This is a genomic window from Corynebacterium faecale, from assembly GCF_030408735.1.
Classification (GTDB): domain Bacteria; phylum Actinomycetota; class Actinomycetes; order Mycobacteriales; family Mycobacteriaceae; genus Corynebacterium; species Corynebacterium faecale.
Genome location: NZ_CP047204.1, coordinates 500,064 through 516,349, shown reverse-complemented (window position 1 = coordinate 516,349; position 16,286 = coordinate 500,064). Strand labels below are relative to the sequence as shown.

The 16,286-nt window shown below is 60.6% G+C and carries 16 protein-coding genes; 1 reads left to right on the top strand and 15 read right to left on the bottom strand.

Annotated elements, in window-relative coordinates; translation table 11 throughout:
* The first annotated feature begins 3 nt into the window (after nucleotides 1-3).
* Nucleotides 4-1,275: a type VII secretion-associated serine protease mycosin gene (gene mycP, locus CFAEC_RS02410; protein WP_290278464.1), complete on the top strand. Its 1,272-nt coding sequence runs from the start codon at nucleotides 4-6 to the stop codon at nucleotides 1,273-1,275.
* A 6-nt stretch (nucleotides 1,276-1,281) separates the two neighbouring features.
* Here the strand turns inward: mycP and CFAEC_RS02405 are convergent, their stop codons facing one another.
* The 15 genes from CFAEC_RS02405 to secY form a co-directional block, all read right to left on the bottom strand.
* The gene (locus tag CFAEC_RS02405; RefSeq protein ID WP_290278463.1) at nucleotides 1,282-1,710 is read right to left on the bottom strand and encodes a TIGR02611 family protein; all 429 of its coding nucleotides are present in this window, start codon (nucleotides 1,708-1,710) and stop codon (nucleotides 1,282-1,284) included.
* A gap of 227 nt (nucleotides 1,711-1,937) precedes the next feature.
* Entirely contained in the window at nucleotides 1,938-3,473 is a 1,536-nt protein-coding gene (locus CFAEC_RS02400) for an FAD-binding oxidoreductase (RefSeq protein ID WP_290278461.1), read from the bottom strand.
* 15 nt (nucleotides 3,474-3,488) lie between these two features.
* The gene (gene eccB / locus CFAEC_RS02395; protein WP_290278460.1) at nucleotides 3,489-4,754 is read right to left on the bottom strand and encodes a type VII secretion protein EccB; all 1,266 of its coding nucleotides are present in this window, start codon (nucleotides 4,752-4,754) and stop codon (nucleotides 3,489-3,491) included.
* 120 nt (nucleotides 4,755-4,874) lie between these two features.
* Entirely contained in the window at nucleotides 4,875-7,214 is a 2,340-nt protein-coding gene (locus CFAEC_RS02390; RefSeq protein WP_290278458.1) for a DUF6541 family protein, read from the bottom strand.
* Nucleotides 7,215-7,272: 58 nt separating this feature from the next.
* Nucleotides 7,273-8,157 carry a tRNA pseudouridine(38-40) synthase TruA gene (truA, locus tag CFAEC_RS02385; RefSeq protein ID WP_290279783.1) on the bottom strand — a complete coding sequence of 295 codons (885 nt, stop codon included), beginning with the start codon at nucleotides 8,155-8,157 and terminating at the stop codon, nucleotides 7,273-7,275.
* Nucleotides 8,158-8,387: 230 nt separating this feature from the next.
* The gene (gene rplQ / locus CFAEC_RS02380) at nucleotides 8,388-8,942 is read right to left on the bottom strand and encodes a 50S ribosomal protein L17 (protein WP_290278456.1); all 555 of its coding nucleotides are present in this window, start codon (nucleotides 8,940-8,942) and stop codon (nucleotides 8,388-8,390) included.
* 55 nt (nucleotides 8,943-8,997) lie between these two features.
* The gene (locus tag CFAEC_RS02375; protein WP_290278454.1) at nucleotides 8,998-10,014 is read right to left on the bottom strand and encodes a DNA-directed RNA polymerase subunit alpha; all 1,017 of its coding nucleotides are present in this window, start codon (nucleotides 10,012-10,014) and stop codon (nucleotides 8,998-9,000) included.
* 113 nt (nucleotides 10,015-10,127) lie between these two features.
* Nucleotides 10,128-10,733 (bottom strand): 30S ribosomal protein S4, encoded by a 606-nt coding sequence (gene rpsD / locus CFAEC_RS02370; RefSeq protein WP_290278452.1) that lies wholly within the window; start codon nucleotides 10,731-10,733, stop codon nucleotides 10,128-10,130.
* 22 nt (nucleotides 10,734-10,755) lie between these two features.
* On the bottom strand, nucleotides 10,756-11,160 hold the full coding sequence (rpsK, locus tag CFAEC_RS02365; RefSeq protein ID WP_290278450.1) for a 30S ribosomal protein S11: 405 nt from the start codon (nucleotides 11,158-11,160) through the stop codon (nucleotides 10,756-10,758).
* Between the two features lie 3 nt (nucleotides 11,161-11,163).
* Nucleotides 11,164-11,532 carry a 30S ribosomal protein S13 gene (gene rpsM, locus CFAEC_RS02360; protein ID WP_290278448.1) on the bottom strand — a complete coding sequence of 123 codons (369 nt, stop codon included), beginning with the start codon at nucleotides 11,530-11,532 and terminating at the stop codon, nucleotides 11,164-11,166.
* A gap of 185 nt (nucleotides 11,533-11,717) precedes the next feature.
* Nucleotides 11,718-11,936, bottom strand: a complete 219-nt coding sequence (gene infA, locus CFAEC_RS02355) for a translation initiation factor IF-1 (RefSeq protein WP_003854422.1) — start codon at nucleotides 11,934-11,936, stop codon at nucleotides 11,718-11,720.
* A gap of 307 nt (nucleotides 11,937-12,243) precedes the next feature.
* Entirely contained in the window at nucleotides 12,244-13,005 is a 762-nt protein-coding gene (locus CFAEC_RS02350) for a L,D-transpeptidase (RefSeq protein WP_290278446.1), read from the bottom strand.
* A 140-nt stretch (nucleotides 13,006-13,145) separates the two neighbouring features.
* Entirely contained in the window at nucleotides 13,146-13,940 is a 795-nt protein-coding gene (map, locus tag CFAEC_RS02345; RefSeq protein WP_290278444.1) for a type I methionyl aminopeptidase, read from the bottom strand.
* A gap of 153 nt (nucleotides 13,941-14,093) precedes the next feature.
* Complete coding sequence (locus CFAEC_RS02340) at nucleotides 14,094-14,639, bottom strand: adenylate kinase (protein WP_290278442.1); 546 nt, start codon at nucleotides 14,637-14,639, stop codon at nucleotides 14,094-14,096.
* Complete coding sequence (gene secY / locus CFAEC_RS02335; RefSeq protein WP_290278440.1) at nucleotides 14,639-15,961, bottom strand: preprotein translocase subunit SecY; 1,323 nt, start codon at nucleotides 15,959-15,961, stop codon at nucleotides 14,639-14,641. Before secY ends, CFAEC_RS02340 begins: the two co-directional genes overlap by 1 nt.
* Nucleotides 15,962-16,286: the final 325 nt, after the last annotated feature.

Here is a 16,286-nt window from a genome sequence, read left to right as displayed (position 1 = left end):
ACCGTGGCGCTTCCCAGGCTTTTACTTCTGCTGCTCACCGCCGGCTTCCTTGTCCTTCTGGGGGTGGGTGTCCCCGGTGGACCCGGTGGACCTGCAGTACCCACTGCCAACGCCCAGGGGCAGGTTGAACCCCTGGACTGCCCCGGGGTGATGCCGGTGGATCCTTCGGTGCATCCCCAGGATGAGGAGCTGACCCAATCCCTGGAGCAGGCCCACCGGATCGCCACGGGTAGGGACGTCACCGTCGCGGTCATTGACACCGGTGTGGCACCCCATCCCCGTCTTCCAGCAGTGATTCCGGGTGGCGATCTGGTGCGGGGCCACCTGGAGGAGGGAACCCCCGGTGAGCTCATCGACTGTGACGGGCACGGGACGATCGTGGCCGGCATCATCGCCATGCGCCCGGACCCGGGTTCCGGGTGGCCCTATGACGGCACGGGGGATACCCACACCGGCATTGCTCCCGACGCCACTATTCTCTCCATTAAACAAACCAGTGCCTTCGTGCGTACCTCCGGCGATACCGGGGTGGGCACCCTCGGTACCCTCGCCGAGGCCATCCATCGGGCCATCGACCAGGGTGCCAACATCATCAATATCTCGGTGGTGTCGTGCATCCCCGCCGGCCACGCCCCGGAACATGTGGTCACACCTCTGGACGAGGCGCTGCGCCACGCCGAGCACATGGGAGTGGTGGTCGTGGTCGCTGCCGGGAACCTCGGACAGGACTGCCCTGACGGGTCCACGGTGTACCCGGCGCATGCTGATACCGTGCTGGCTGTCTCCGCTCGTTTTGATCCCCACACCATCGCCAGTTATTCCATTCCGGTGAATCAGCATCTGCTCTCGGCGCAGGGGCTCATCACCGCAGGTCTGTCACCGCGTGGCGATGGTTTCGTGGCCGGGATGCTCACCCCCTCCGGTCTCAGTCCCTTCGAGGGCACCAGCTTCGCAGCCCCCGTAGTCAGCGCCACCGCAGCCCTGATCAAACAACGCCACCCGCATGCCTCACCGGAGGAGATACGTATGAGAATTCTGGGCAGTGTGGATCCCGCCCGGGGCGCGGTGGATCCCTACCGGGCGCTCACGCTGGAACCGTCCCATCACCCAGCCGTTCCCCATGAGGTGACCGTGGCGGCACCCACTCCCCCGGACAACTCGGTGGCCCACAGATCACTGCTGGTCATGATCGGGATCTGCGTGGTGATGACGCTGATCACCGTGCTCACCGGATGGTGGTTTCAGACCCGTCGACGCCCCCTGAACCGCCAGTGAATGACATCAGCGGGTCAAACCAAGCCACTCCATGAACTCATCCGCCCACGGCAGGGTGCCGTAGTACCACATGGCCCAGAACGTCACCATGAATACGATCCAGATCACGATCAGCAACGCCAGGAGCATGAGCATCCGGAAACGGAAGGATCTGGTGGCGTACCAGGCGAAGAACCGGTCATACTGGTGCACACCCCATCCCAGGAGTCGCTTGGCCCAGTTCTGTTCCAGGGAGAGAATGCCCACGCCGATGAATGTGGTCAGCCATCCCTGTCCCGGCAGTGGGATGGTGATGAGGCCGATGATCATGACCACCCATCCGCTGATCAGGGTGATCGGTCGGACCAGGAAACCGTATTTCTTCTGTTTCTGACGCTGGTGGGCGTCCTGTAACCGTTCAATCCGGTCCTGGACCAGTTCCCGCATAGTGCCCATGGATCAACACCGCCCCTGCAGGGCGGGGGAACACAGTGTGCAGTCCGCCCTTCTCGCGGGACCGACTGTTCCGGACCGGGTCATGCTTTTTAATCCTGCCAACTCATCAAGCGAATGAAACAATAGTGATCCAGCTTAGCAACGGAGCTGTTTCCTACTGGTTGATTTCCCACCGGTTGTTCACCCGTCGGGTAACTTCACACGGGATTCAACGGAAATCCCCAGCCCTACTGCCCGCCAACTGTTTTCTCATACAGCCCTGGGAACCGTTCCCCGGGATCGAATTTCTTCTTCAACTGCTCCAGCACCCCACCGCCGTATAGTTCCTCAAAGTGCTCACGGGTGTAGAACGACTCAGAGAACAACGAGGTGTGTCCGCCCAGTGCAGCGACCCGCTTCTCAATCTCCCGGCTGAGAGACCCGACGGGTTCATCGCCACCGACCGGGCCCGGCGGGGCCACCGACCCGACCGGCACCGATGACAAGATGCCCACCATCACCCAGGTCACCCCGGACGTGGCAGGATAGAGCGACCACGGGCGGGTGGTGGAGGTGTCTGCCCCGTCCCGCAACCGGATCGGGCACAACCACAGCGGTGCGATGCCGGGGGTGTCCAGAACCCAGGTGAGGAACTCCTCCAGTCGGTCGGTGGTGATCTCAATGTTGTGCACCACATGTTCGCGGGCTGGTCGCCCGGCGCGCTTCTCCAGGCGGTCCGTGACGTGGAACTTCCGGTCCAATCCGATGAGTTTCCAATAGAAGCTGGAGTGCAGCAGGTCACGTGGCCAGAACTTCCTGCTGGTGAGGTGGCGCGATCCCTGGGCGTCCTGGGGGTCCTGGGTATGCAAGCCCCATAACCAGTCGGTATCCCAGCGCCAGATATAGTCACGGATGTTCAACCGGTCATGGGTGATGCCGGTGGGGTGCTTGATGGATCGGTAATAAATCCTATCCCGGGTGTAGTTACTGACCGGTCCGGGTTCGGCGGTCTGGGTGCCCATGATCAGATATGTCTCTGTGGGTGAGAGCACCACGCCATCCAGATAGTCCACCTGCTGTCCCTCATAACGGCCGGTCTCAGAGACTTCCGTGAGAACCCACACCAGGACCGCCAGGTCATCAAAACGCACGTGTCGCAGTTCCACATAGTCCAGGACGGGTTCCAACTCGATCTTCACCCGCACCGCGTAACCAAGTGATCCATGGGAGTTCGGGAACCCGCGGTAGAGATCTTCATTTTCCTCCGGCGAGCAGGTCACCACCTCACCGGTGCCGGTCAGGATGTCCATCTCCAGGACCGATTCATGGGACAGGCCGTTGCGGAAACTGGTGGATTCCACCCCCAGTCCCGCCACCGCGCCACCGATGGTGATCGTCTTCAGATTGGGCACCACCAGGGGCATCAGACCGAAGGGTAGGGTGGCGTCCACCAGGTCTTCGAAGGTACACATCCCCTGGACATCAGCAGTGGCCTGGAAGGGGTCGATCGCGATGACGCCACGCAGTCCCTCCACGTCGAGGGGGTCAGCGGTGGATCCGGGACGTCCCCGGAACAGGTTGGATGTTTTCTTCTTCAGTCGCACCATGCGGTCGGAGGGGATCTCACGCAGGTGGTACACCAGGTCACCGACGGCGTCCTGATGCGCTGACCAGCCCGTGGCCTGGATCCTCCTCTGGTCCATGCCCCTACCGATGGGCAGGCTCCTGGTCAATCGTGCCAGCATCCTGATGATGGTGTTCTCCGGACGATTCACTGTGCTCATATGATGTCATCGTACTCAGTACATCGGTTGCAGCGCAGCGGTCTGTGACAGATCACTACCTCCCGGGAGCAGCCCCAAAACCAGCCACGGTACCTCAAAAACTTCAGAAATCCCCAGCGCGGTCATCGTTTCACCATCCGCCACCGCATGCACCATACCGGTGTCATCCACCAGGTAGTAGCCGAATCCACTGTCCACGCCTACGGCTCCGCCCAGGCCTGAGTGGAACTCCACGGCCACTGATTCCCCGGACAGCGCCACACCGGGTTCCAGTCCGTCCGACACCATCACCGGGCCTTCTCCATCCGCGCACACCACCATGCCGGTGGTATCCACCCACTCCACGAGTGTGTCCGGCAGGGTGAGTGGCAGCGCGTTTGTCTCCGGATAACCACCGATGGCGGGCCGGATCTCATGGACGGTGTGCGCGCCGGCGTCGATGAGCATGCCGTGCTGCAGCGGGGTGATCACCTGCAGCGCGTCCCCCACACGCATCCAGGACCGCGCCCCGGCCTGGACCACCTCCGGCAGCGGATCCGGGAAAACCACACCTGACTGCTCCGGAATGAGGTTGAGCATCTCAGGGGTCAGGTGCCATACCGGTGTGTCCGCGGTGATGCCAAGGTGGCGTCGCACCACACGGCCCTCGTGTGTGTCCTCCCCGGGGAGCGCAGCGCGGCCCCGGTCGGTGATCAGGTGCCAGGTCACCTCACCGGTGGTGCTTTGCGACGCCCCCACCACCGCCTCCCCCGCCCTCAGCCGTGGGGGTTGCGCCCCCAGCACCGCCACGTGCATATCGCCGGAGGTGGTGTCCTGGCACCCCAGCCACCACACATCGCCGGACTCTTCCGAACCACCCGGGGAGATGATCGCCGGGGCGTCGACAAGCCCGATGGGCACACCCCGGGGTGTGCCCATGATGACGGCATCACTGGCTGCTACCGGCTCCGCCGCCTCCCCCACGATCAGACGTGCGGATGCGAGATTGGCCACGGGGTGCACCGCATCATCAATGCGCACAAAGAGCGCACCTGATTCAGCGCGGATGATGGGGGCATCACCGGGATCGATCATGGGGCGAAACAGTGCCATCGCCACGGAGGCGACCCCCATGAGCACACAGGCGACCACTCCAAAAATCACCGCGCGACGGCGGCGGCTCAACGGATCGTGGATCATCCGCACATCACCGAGCACCAGACCGTGTTCAATCCGACGAACTAGAAATTTATGCCCGGACACCTGTGCGCTGGTGGTGGGCATGAGTATCCCATTGGCCATGGCTTTGCCTCCCCCATGTGGAAAAAGTTGACCGCCCCTGACCTTAGTGCAGGTCAGAGGCGGTTGTCGCGCTCATGTGAGGTTGTCCACGGCAGGGAACCTTTTAGCGTTTCGCGGAGTCTAACCCTCGGTGGAGGCTGCTTGCACACCAGGGGTCCAGGAGTTCTGCGACATGACCTCCTCGGTGGTGGTCAACTGCGGATCCGGGGCAAACGGCCCGGCATCCGCATCAGTTGACTGCGGGGTGGTGGGGCGATGGTAATAGGTGTCATCCCAGTCATCCATGCCCTCCGCCAGGCCGAGTTCACCCTTGGTGGGCAGTGGGGGTAATGGCTGCGGGGAGTTACCCGGAGCCCGCATCTGATCCAATTCCTCATCGGTGAACATCTGGTTCACAGCGAAGAGGGTGACATTGTCCAGCTGGTACACCGGGGTCACACCCGGGGTGCTCCACAGCTCATCGTAGATACGGAAGTTGGGGTCCTGGAAAGCCCAGAACGGCCACGGGGACGCTGCGAAGAAACCGACGTTGAGATCCTCGGCTGCCTGGTCCACATCATTTGCCTCGGTCAGATCACCATCATTGCCCACACCGAGCAGCTGTGGCCACCAGTAGAGAAAAGCGGTGGCGGTGCCCTCACCGGCGGCGGGCCAGGCGTAGTGGCGATTGACTGACTGGAGTCCGTTATAGGCGTACATCCAGCCGTGCCCATCGGCCGGATCACCCATCACGCGCAGTTCTGTGCCCCGTGGCTGCTCAATCAACCAGTCCCAGGCAGCACGGTCGGCGTCATTGATCATGCGGTCATCATGGGGTGCCAGGATGGAGAATTCCGACCCCTCCTCCACCAGATCACGTACCCAGGACTGCAGCGGGACTGCGACCACGAGTGCCATCACCACCGACACCACACCGGAGACCGCGGCGAACTGCTTCACCGGTCCCAGACACACCAGGCGAATCACCGCGGCCAGGCCGATGCCGGCGGCGGCGAAGGTGAACAGTGCCACCGGCATGATGAGCCGGTGTCCGGTCGAATAATGCAGACCACCGATGATGCCCAACCACTCGCCCCACGGCTCCTCGAAAGGTTTGAGGGAGTTAACAGTCAGGGCCAGGCTGACGAAGTAGAACAACGGCGCCCACAGATTGATGCGCCAGATCAGGGCCACCACACCACCGATCGCCGCGAAGATCAGCACCCAGGTCAGATCGATCTCCCCGAAGGAGTCCACGTGGCGGGTCTCCATGTGCAGGGCCTTCAACCATGATTCCGAGCGGGTGACATCCACCTCCGCGGAATAGGACATGACATCCTCGGTCTGTTCCGCACCGGAGAGCACCTGGGGCAGCACCAACAGCACACCCACGATGCCGGTGGCGGCCAGGATGCCCACATCACGCAGGCGCACCAGAGCCGCACCGGCGGCGGTCCCGGCCTTCCGGCTCGGCTTCCACAGCAGGTACAGCAGCCACCACAGGATCAGCGCCAGCACCACAATGGTCACCGCCGACGGGTGCAACTGGAACATACCGATGAACGCCAGCATCGCCGCCAACATGCGCACCGGAACCGCAGGGGTGGACATGTACAGTGCCAGCACCACACCCGCGGCGCCGATGGCGGCCAGGTATGGCCACGCGCCCACATAGTTGCCGATCCAGAACAGCACCGGCGAACCGATGACAGCAAGACCTGCGAACCCTGCACCGATCTGCGCGGTCAGACCACGGTTGTTGATCAGGCGCCAGGCGATCAGTGCCACCGCCAGCGGGATCAACAGACCGGACAGCACGATACCCGTGAGGTTGGTGGCCTCATTCGGGGTCAGGTCGGCTAAGTCAGATACCAGGAAGGCGCCTGCATGCCAGGCGGAGGGGTAGAAGAGTTCCTGCTGCGTCTCAATATTGCGCAATTCACCCATGCGCGTTGAGGAGGCGATGCCGGTGTCGGCGATGAACCTCACCGTGGAGGCGTGCCAGTGCACATCCCAGCCCTGGTAGAAATCATCCAGTCCGTGGCGGGTGGTCAGCAGCAGATCCACGGCGCGGTCAATGATCAACCATGCGCCGGCACCCACGCCCGCCGCCGGCAACAACCAGCGGGGATCCAGCAGGCCGCCCTGGCGCGCGTAGTCAAGCGGTGCGCGCCACCACACACTGGCCTCATCAGATGCTTCTCGACGCCCCGACCGACGCCGTCTCACCACCGCCACGGTGGCAAACCCCAGGCGCCAGACGAGCGCAAGGACCGACACCAGGAGTGTGGAGATGGCGACCGACCGGACGTCGAAACGCATGTCCGCCATGCCCAGCACCCAGGCCGCCATGCCGTAGATGCCGAACGACACCGGAATGGACGCGGCTGCGGCCCACGGAAACTTGAGTCCGGAGATCCACGACACGAGCAAACCGGGAACGGTGAAGACGAGGACTGCTATCCACACTGTCGTCAGCATCAGGCTCCACTCACCACTTTGTTGTTATTTACCACGCAACGAGTCTAACGCTGCCCGTTCAATCCTCAAGGTTAAGGCTCGCGGGTATCTCCGTCACAGTCCCGCGCACCGCCCGGGTTTCCCGCGCACGGGCCATGAGCTTGTCCGGTTCAGGGTAGTCCACCCCCACCAGACTCAAACCTTTCGCCGGCGCCACGGGGACATCCGGACTGCGCTGGGTGGCGGTGAGCAGCGTGGCGGTGAAGTCCTGACTCCGGCGGCCCTCCCCCACCGCCATGCAGGATCCCACCAGGGAGCGCACCATGGACCAGCAGAAGGCATCCGCAACAACATGGGCCTCATATAGCTGTGGCTCAGTGGGGGTGGATACGTCATGCCAGGTGAATTCCTGTAACTCCCGGATGGTGGTGGCATTCGGCTTGGCTTTGCAGAAAGCCACGAAATCATGGAGCCCGATGAGGGTGTCCGCCGCGAACTGCATGGCATCGAGATCCACAGGTTTCGGCCACGTCGCGGTATCCCTGTTGCGCGTGGGCAGGGGCCCCGCCGGATGCGTGGTGATGCGATAGACATAATGCCGGCGCAAAGCGGAGAAGCGGGCATCAAAACCCTCCGGTGCCACAGTCACCCCGTGCACACGGATATCATCCGGTAACAGTCGTGCCAGACGACGCACGAGTTTGGCCGGATCCCCATCGATGGAACGCTGCTGAAGGGATTCCGGGGAAACATCGCAATGCGCAACCTGACCCGCGGCATGAACCCCCGCGTCGGTACGACCGGCCACGGTCAGTTCGATTGTTTCCCGCAGCACCATGCTGAGGTTGTCCTCCAGGACCTTCTGCACCGTCCTCAGATCACTGGTGCCCTGTTTGGCCCAGCCGTGGAAATCAGTGCCGTCATAATCCAGATCCAGTCTGATTCGCACGGTGGAGCCGGGAATAGTCACGAGTGTCCTTTCGGATGGGGCGGTTTTTCATAGTTGAGCTTAGACCTTCGTGGAGGTCAGTCCGCCGCCTGCATAACGTCACAAGGATTCGGCGAAAAGGGTGTGCTTTTCCGCAATGCTTGTGACGTTGTGCTGATGGCATGACAACACCCCGCGCCCTCCACCGGATTTCTCCCATGGATGGTGCGGGGTGTGTGTTTTTCAGAAAAGAGGGGGAAGGAGAATTACTTCTCTTCGTCCTTCTTCTCCTCAGCTGGAGTCTCTTCTGCAGGAGCCTCGTCAGCCTCAGGGGCTTCGGTGGTCTCTTCTGCAGCGGTCTCCTCGGCTACCTCTTCAGCTGGGGCTTCTTCAGCCTGAGCTTCTTCAGCAGCCTGCTTGGAAGCGGCAGCGCGTGCGGCGCGGCCAGCTTCTGCGGAGACAGTCTCCTCGAGAACGAGGGAGATCTGGGACATAGGGGCGTTGTCGCCCTTACGGTTCTCCAGCTTGATGATGCGGGTGTAGCCACCAGCGCGGTTCTCGAACTTCGGTGCAAGCTCGTCGAACAGGTAGGCAACGATGTCCTTGTTAGGGATCAGAGCCAGAACGTTACGACGGTCTGCGACGGAACCGGACTTAGCCTTGGTGATCAGCTTCTCAGCGTATGGACGCAGAGTCTTCGCCTTGGCATCAGTGGTCTTGATTGCGCCGTGCTCGAACAGCGAAGCAGCCAGGTTAGAAAGAATCTTCTTCTGGTGGCTCGCGGAACCGCCGAGACGGGTGCCCTTCTTTGGTGTAGGCATGATGTACTCCTCGTGTACGTATGTTGTGAGCGCGGCCGGAGGGGCCTATTGCGAATTACTCGGAATCTTCCGGCTCAACATCGATGTAGCCACCGGTCTCGGCGTCATAGCCTTCCAGGGTGGATGGATCGAAGTCTTCAGGAGCATCCTTCAGGGTGAGACCCAGGCCAGCGAGCTTGATCTTGACCTCATTGATCGACTTCTGTCCGAAGTTGCGGATATCCAGCAGATCGGACTCAGCACGCTCAGCAAGTTCACCCACGGTGTGGATGTCCTCGCGCTTGAGGCAGTTGTAGGAACGGACGGAGAAGTCCAGATCCTCGATCGGCATGCTGTAGGCGGCGATGTACTCGGTCTCCTGTGGGGAGGGTCCGATCTCGATGCCTTCAGCTGCGGTGTTCAGCTCGCGAGCGAGGCCGAACAGCTCAACCAGGGTCTTGCCTGCCGACGCCAGGGCGTCACGTGCGGAGATGGAGTTCTTGGTCTCGACGTCAATGATCAGCTTGTCGAAGTCGGTGCGCTGCTCAACACGAGTGGCCTCAACCTTGTAGCTGACCTTCAAAACCGGGGAGTAGATCTGATCGACCGGGATACGGCCGATGTCACCACCGGTAGCGGTCATGGTGGACGGGACGTAGCCACGTCCACGCTCGACGACGAACTCGATTTCCAGCTTTGCAGTCTCGTTCAGGGTGGCGATGTGCAGATCCGGGTTATGGATCTCCACACCGGCGGGTGGCTGGATATCGCCAGCAGTGACGAGACCCGGACCTTCCTTGGCCAGATGCATGACCACCGGCTCATCAGAGTCGGAGGACAGAACCAGTCCCTTGATATTCAGGATGATGTCAGAGACATCCTCCTTGATACCGTTGATGGTGGTGAACTCGTGGAGAACGCCACCGATCTTCACGCTGGTGACTGCAGCTCCGGGAATGGAGGACAGCAGGGTGCGGCGGAGGGAGTTACCGAGGGTGTAGCCGAAACCGGGCTCCAGTGGCTCAATGATGAACTTGGAACGGGAAGAATCGACGAATTCCTCGGTGAGGGTTGGTCGCTGTGAAATGAGCATTGAACTCTCCTAATGTGACGCCCACTATTTGACGTCGGTAGACGGAAAGGATGATGAAGTACCGAAGAGACCCCTGCATGAGCCCGACCGGATGCGGCGGGCTCGCGCAGAAATTACTTCGAGTAAAACTCGACGATGAGCTGCTCCTGCAGCGGAACGTCGATCTGAGCACGCTCGGGCAGCTGGTGCACGAGGATGCGCAGGGATGCCGGAACGACCTGCAGCCATGCCGGAACGATGGCGTCGACGAGGTTATCCTGAGCCTCTTCGTACCAGTTCATCTTCTGTGACTTCTCACGGACATCGATGATGTCGTACTGAGAAACGCGGAAGGACGGAACGTCGACTGCCTTGCCGTTGACCTGGAAGTGGCCGTGGGAGACGAGCTGACGTGCCTGGCGGCGGGTGCGTGCGAGACCTGCGCGGTAAACGACGTTGTCGAGGCGGGACTCGAGCAGAACGACCAGGTTTTCACCGGTCTTGCCCGGGCGACGGTTTGCCTCGGCGTAGTAGCGACGGAACTGCTTCTCCATGACGCCATAGATGAAACGAGCCTTCTGCTTCTCCTGGAGCTGCAGCAGGTACTCAGATTCCTTGATTCGTGCGCGTCCTGCCTGTCCCGGAGGGTACGGGCGACGCTCAAAGGCCATGTCTCCGCCGATGAGGTCGACGCGCAGGCGACGGGATTTACGGGTTGCTGGGCCGGTATAACGAGCCATTATTTATCCTCTTCCTTCCCTATTAAACGCGACGGCGCTTCGCCGGACGGCAGCCGTTGTGTGGCTGTGGAGTCACGTCGGAGATCGAGCTGACCTCGAGGCCGGCGGCCTGGAGGGAACGGATAGCGGTTTCGCGACCCGAGCCTGGGCCCTTGACGAAAACGTCAACCTTCTTCATGCCGTGATCCATTGCCTTGCGGGCAGCGTTCTCAGCGGCCATCTGAGCAGCGAACGGAGTGGACTTACGTGAGCCCTTGAATCCGACGTGTCCAGATGAAGCCCAGGAGATAACGGCGCCGCTCGGGTCGGTGATTGACACGATGGTGTTGTTAAAGGTGGACTTGATGTATGCGTGGCCCTGGGCCACATTCTTCTTTACGACGCGACGGCCTGTACGGCGCGCGCCAGAGCGTGCTTTAGGAGGCATTTTCTACTTCTTCTTTCCGGCGATCGTCTTCTTAGGACCCTTGCGTGTACGTGCATTGGTCTTGGTGCGCTGACCACGAACAGGAAGGCCACGACGGTGACGCAGACCCTGGTAGGAACCGATCTCGATCTTGCGACGGATATCAGCCTGCACCTCGCGGCGGAGGTCACCCTCTACCTTCCAGGTGGCTTCAATGACGTCACGAAGGGAAGCGATCTGCTCGTCCGTGAGGTTGTCGGTGCGCAGGTCAGGAGAGACGCCGGTCTCCTCGAGAAGCTGCTTGGCTCGGGCTGGGCCGATGCCGTAGATGTAGGTGAGAGCGACTTCCATGCGCTTGTTGCGCGGGAGGTCAACACCAGCTAGACGTGCCATATGGCAGTAACCTTTCCGGTTGTTGCGATGGTTTTCTCCGCATTCGTCCTCGCCAAACAACGCTTTCCCCGGACGGAAACCGGGATGTGGGTTGTGATTCGCAAGGCTCCAGCCATCGTTACCTGGAGGTGTGTCAGCACAGACGGATGCCCCGCCTGCGCCCTGAAGTACGGAGGCTTAAAGATTTACTTGTAGCGGTAAACGATACGACCGCGAGTAAGGTCGTAGGGCGAGAGCTCTACAACAACGCGGTCCTCAGGAAGGATACGGATGTAGTGCTGGCGCATCTTTCCACTGATGTGGGCGAGTACCTTGTGTCCGTTGTCGAGCTCGACACGGAACATTGCATTTGGCAGAGGTTCGACAATGCGACCCTCAACCTCAATAGCGCCTTCCTTAGCCATATCCTCCACATTTCCAGGACCGCGACTTCCGTCCGGCCCCTTAAGTTTTCCACTGCAAAAGTGCGGTGATACGCGAACTGCACATACACCGTCGTCTAAGGTTACACGTTCTGCAGCCGGATACCAAATGACCTCATACCACACAATTCATACCGGGGTTCAGGAAGGGGTTTGCCCGCCCCGGAAAGCTCGACGACCTGCCACTTCTCGGAAATACCCTCAAAGAAATAAAGCCAGCGCACCCGGCAGGTCATCTGCCGGGTGCGCTGGTTTATGAAACTTTCAAGGCCCTTTGGAACTGAGTCTGCTAGTAAATGTAGACCATGTCCCCGATGTGGACATTGTTGAAGTAGTGGATCGCATCCTGCTGATTGAGACGGACACAACCTGCAGAGGTACGTGCGACGTTGCCCTGGTGGAAAGCGTGGCCGTTGTAGGTGAAGTACATGGCATACGGCATCGGAGCATTATTGAAGATGTAGGACACCTCGTCCTTCACCTTGCGGTTGATGTAGAAGGTGCCACGAGGGGTCTCCTGGGTGACTCCACCTGAGGAAACAGGAACGGCTCCGTAGACAACCTGGCCGTTCTCCTGCAGCCAGGAGCGTCCGCCGTCAATGTCCACGCAGACATCTGCGCTTGCCGGGCAGGAACCGCGGTTGAAACGGGCGGCCTCTTCAGCTGCACGCTGTGCCGCCTCAGCCTGCACCCGGGCAGCTTCTGCCTCAGCTTGTGCGCGACGGGCTGCTTCATTGGCCGCGGCCTTCTCCTCGAGGAGGCCCGGGAAAACTCCATTGATGGCCCCATCCACAGCCTGCTTGATCGGGAGGCCTGATGGCCCCATCGGATCAATCTGGGCATGGAGGTTGTTGCGGGTCACCCAGGCGCCTTCACGGGCGTCATTGGTGGCTGCTGCGATGGCTTCGTTGATGCCAGAGCTCCCGGCGGTGAAGTCCTGCGCGGAGGCTGCTGGTACGGCACCGAAAATGGTGGCTGCTGCAGCAACCGTGGTGAGAATCGCTGTTACACCACGTTTGGCGGTCTTCTGGGTGCGGGATGTCTTCTGCATGTGAATCAGTATATAAGCCAATATGAAAATACTGCAGGCTTTGTCACAAGATTTTCGCACCCACGCACCCCAGCTGCCTTAAGATGCGGGCCGCAAACCTTTGCTTAAGCAATCAAGCATCACACCCGGTTCTGCTTATCTCAGGTACGTGGTGTGAGAATCCGTGGTCCACCGGAAGTAGCTGCCACGGTGTGCTCCCAGTGCGCCGCGTAGGAACCGTCGAGGGTGACCACGGTCCAGTCATCTTCAAGAACGGCGGAATCAGTGGTGCCCAGGGTGAGCATCGGCTCGATGGCCAGCACGGAGCCCTCCTGAATCCGCGGCCCGCGGTTGGGCTTTCCCTCGTTGGCCAGGTAGGGATCCTCATGCATGGTGCGGCCGATGCCGTGCCCGCCGTAGCCATCGACGATGCCCAGGTGGACACCGAACTTCTGTTCAGCCTTGCGGGTGGCCAATTCCAGGGCGTGGGAGACATCAGTCAGACGGTTCCCAGGGACCATCGCCTTGAGACCTTCCATGAGCACCCATTCGGTGGCTTCGTTGAGGGACTGCACGTCGTCGTCAAGCTCACCGATGCCAAATGCCCACGCCGAGTCACCCACCCAGCCGTCGAATGTGGCGCCGCAGTCGACGGAGACCAAGTCTCCGTCTTTCAGGACATCGTCCTTGGAGGGGATGCCGTGCACGATGACCTCATTGACGGAGGTGCAAATCGACGCGGGGAAACCCTGGTAGCCCAGGAAGGTCGGGATGGCCCCGGCATCGCGGATCACGGCCTCGGCGATCTGGTCGAGATCGTGGGTGGTCATGCCTGCCCGCGCTTCGGCCTTGACCGCCTGCAGAGCGCGCGCGACGATCTCGCCGGACGCCTGCATTGCATCAAGCTCGCCCGGGGTTTTGGCGGCGATGGCGCGTTTCTTCGAACGGAAACCCATGTTTTGGGATCCTCCCTGATTCAGAGTGTGTGGAGTAATTATCAGTAAAAATGACTGCAGCCGGTCACCCACAGGTTGATGCGGGTACCGGCCGGAGTCATTGTCCCTGTGTCCCCCGCGGAAGTCTCATTCAGGGGAGGGACTGAAGGGGAACTACTTCCCCAGTGCCTCGAGGGTGCGGGCGCCGATCTCATCAACGGTGCCCTCAGCCTCAATGTTGATGATCTTGTCACCGTAGTGGTTGATCAGCGGAGCGGTCTCATCGCGGTACACACCGAGACGGGTGCGGATGGTCTCCTCGTTGTCGTCTGCGCGACCACGGGACAGCATGCGCTCGACCACGACGTCCTCGGACACCTGGTAGTTGACCACACCGTCCAGATTCTGGCCGGCCTCATCGAGAAGGTTGGCCAGGATATCGGCCTGCTCCACGGTGCGTGGGAAACCATCCAGGAGGAAACCCTCAGCAGCATCAGCCTCTGCGAGGCGGGACTGGACCATGCGGGCGGTGACATCGGTGGGGACCAGCTTGCCGGCGTCGATGTACTGCTTCGCCTCGATGCCGAGTGGGGTGCCCTCGCCGATGTTTGCACGGAACAGATCACCGGTGGAGATATGGGGGATGCCGAGCTTCTCGGAGAGAATGACGGCCTGGGTGCCCTTGCCGGCACCGGGAGGTCCAAGGAGTACGAGTCGCATTATTTCAGAAGTCCTTCGTAGTTGCTTTGCAGGAGCTGGCTCTCGATCTGCTTGACGGTTGTCAGTGCAACAGAAACAAGAATCAGAATTGCGGTACCACCGAATGGGGTGGCACCTGCCGAACCGGCGTCAACGCCTAGATCCAGCATAATGTTTGGCAGAACGGCGATGAGAGCCAGGTACAGGGAACCGATGAAGAGAAGTCGGTTCATAACGAAACCGAGGTACTCCGCGGTGGGGCGCCCAGGGCGGATACCGGGGATGAACCCGCCGTACTTCTTCATGTTCTCAGCCTGGTCGGCAGGGTCATACTGGACCGAGACGTAGAAGTAGGAGAAGAAGATCGTCAGCGCGAAGTACATGACAATGTACTGCCATGAGGACGGGGTCTGCAGATGGGCGATCACATTGCGCTGCCACCAGTTATCGGTTATCTCGAGGGAACCCGAGTTCACGATCTGGGTGATCAGAACAGGCATGTAGATCAGCGAGGATGCGAAGATCACGGGGATGACGCCGGCCTGGTTGACCTTCAGCGGCAGGTAGGTTGAGGAACCGCCGTACTGACGACGACCCACCATGCGCTTTGCATACTGCACGGGGATACGACGCTGGCCCTGCTCCACGAACACAACACCGATGACCAGGATCAGCACAGAAGCCAGAACAACGGCGAAGACCACACCACCGGAGTTGCCCAGGATGTTCATGCCGTCGGTAGGCAGGCGGGTGGCGATACCCGCGAAGATGAGCAGGGACATACCGTTGCCCACGCCCTTCTCCGTGATCAGCTCGCCGAGCCACATGACCAGGATTGCACCCGCTGTCATGGTGATGACCAGGATCAACAGGTCAAAGAAGGTGCGATCCGCATCCAGAACGCGGATACCCGCACCCAGGAGCTGCTCACGGTCGGCGAGCGCGACAATACCGGCAGACTGCAGGAGCGCCAGAGCCAGGGTGAGATACCTGGTGTACTGCGTCATCTTCGCCTGGCCGGACTGCCCTTCCTTCTTCAGCTGCTCGAAGTGCGGGATCACCACGGTCAGCAGCTGCACGATGATCGACGCCGTAATGAACGGCATGATGCCGATGGCGAAGACGGACAGCTGCAGCAGCGCACCACCCGAGAAGAGGTTGATCAGTGAATAGACACTCGACTGATCCTGAGTCAGGTCGCGTAGACGACCGCTGATCGATGCGTAATCAACTCCCGGGGATGGGATCTGAGCACCGATGCGGTACAAAATGATCATTGCAATAGTGAAGAGAATCTTCTTGCGCAGATCGGCGTCCCTGAATGCCTGGATAATGGCGGACACGTATCCTCCTGGATCCCGTTTTAGTCAGCGGTTCATCTCGAAAAACAACCTGTGAGCAGCGGGATAATGTGTTTCTGGTCCTACCCCAATGAGAAATTGGGCATGATTGACTTTTTTACCCTACCAGCACCCATTAAGTTCCGGCATTTCAACCGGCGGATTGTTAAACGTGTCATACCCACCCTGAGGGGTTCTGCTATCGGATCCCGGACCCCTCCCCCACTGGTTCACATAATTTCCACGGAGATGAATTTAATGCGAGCTGGCCCACACCAACCACTCATCCACAAATCAGAAGTGGGGAATACTTAAATACCCTCAGTGG

Excerpts from the sequence above, each read along its gene's own strand:
- eccB (WP_290278460.1), bottom strand. The coding sequence starts at position 4,754 with ATGGCCAATGGGATACTCATGCCCACCACCAGCGCACAGGTGTCCGGG.
- rpsD (WP_290278452.1), bottom strand. The coding sequence starts at position 10,733 with ATGGCTCGTTATACCGGCCCAGCAACCCGTAAATCCCGTCGCCTGCGC.
- rpsM (WP_290278448.1), bottom strand. The coding sequence starts at position 11,532 with ATGGCACGTCTAGCTGGTGTTGACCTCCCGCGCAACAAGCGCATGGAA.
- CFAEC_RS02400 (WP_290278461.1), bottom strand. The coding sequence starts at position 3,473 with ATGAGCACAGTGAATCGTCCGGAGAACACCATCATCAGGATGCTGGCA.
- map (WP_290278444.1), bottom strand. The coding sequence starts at position 13,940 with ATGGGTTTCCGTTCGAAGAAACGCGCCATCGCCGCCAAAACCCCGGGC.
- CFAEC_RS02375 (WP_290278454.1), bottom strand. The coding sequence starts at position 10,014 with ATGCTCATTTCACAGCGACCAACCCTCACCGAGGAATTCGTCGATTCT.
- rplQ (WP_290278456.1), bottom strand. The coding sequence starts at position 8,942 with ATGCCTACACCAAAGAAGGGCACCCGTCTCGGCGGTTCCGCGAGCCAC.
- CFAEC_RS02350 (WP_290278446.1), bottom strand. The coding sequence starts at position 13,005 with ATGCAGAAGACATCCCGCACCCAGAAGACCGCCAAACGTGGTGTAACA.
- CFAEC_RS02405 (WP_290278463.1), bottom strand. The coding sequence starts at position 1,710 with ATGGGCACTATGCGGGAACTGGTCCAGGACCGGATTGAACGGTTACAG.
- rpsK (WP_290278450.1), bottom strand. The coding sequence starts at position 11,160 with ATGCCTCCTAAAGCACGCTCTGGCGCGCGCCGTACAGGCCGTCGCGTC.
- infA (WP_003854422.1), bottom strand. The coding sequence starts at position 11,936 with ATGGCTAAGGAAGGCGCTATTGAGGTTGAGGGTCGCATTGTCGAACCT.
- CFAEC_RS02390 (WP_290278458.1), bottom strand. The coding sequence starts at position 7,214 with ATGCTGACGACAGTGTGGATAGCAGTCCTCGTCTTCACCGTTCCCGGT.
- CFAEC_RS02340 (WP_290278442.1), bottom strand. The coding sequence starts at position 14,639 with ATGCGACTCGTACTCCTTGGACCTCCCGGTGCCGGCAAGGGCACCCAG.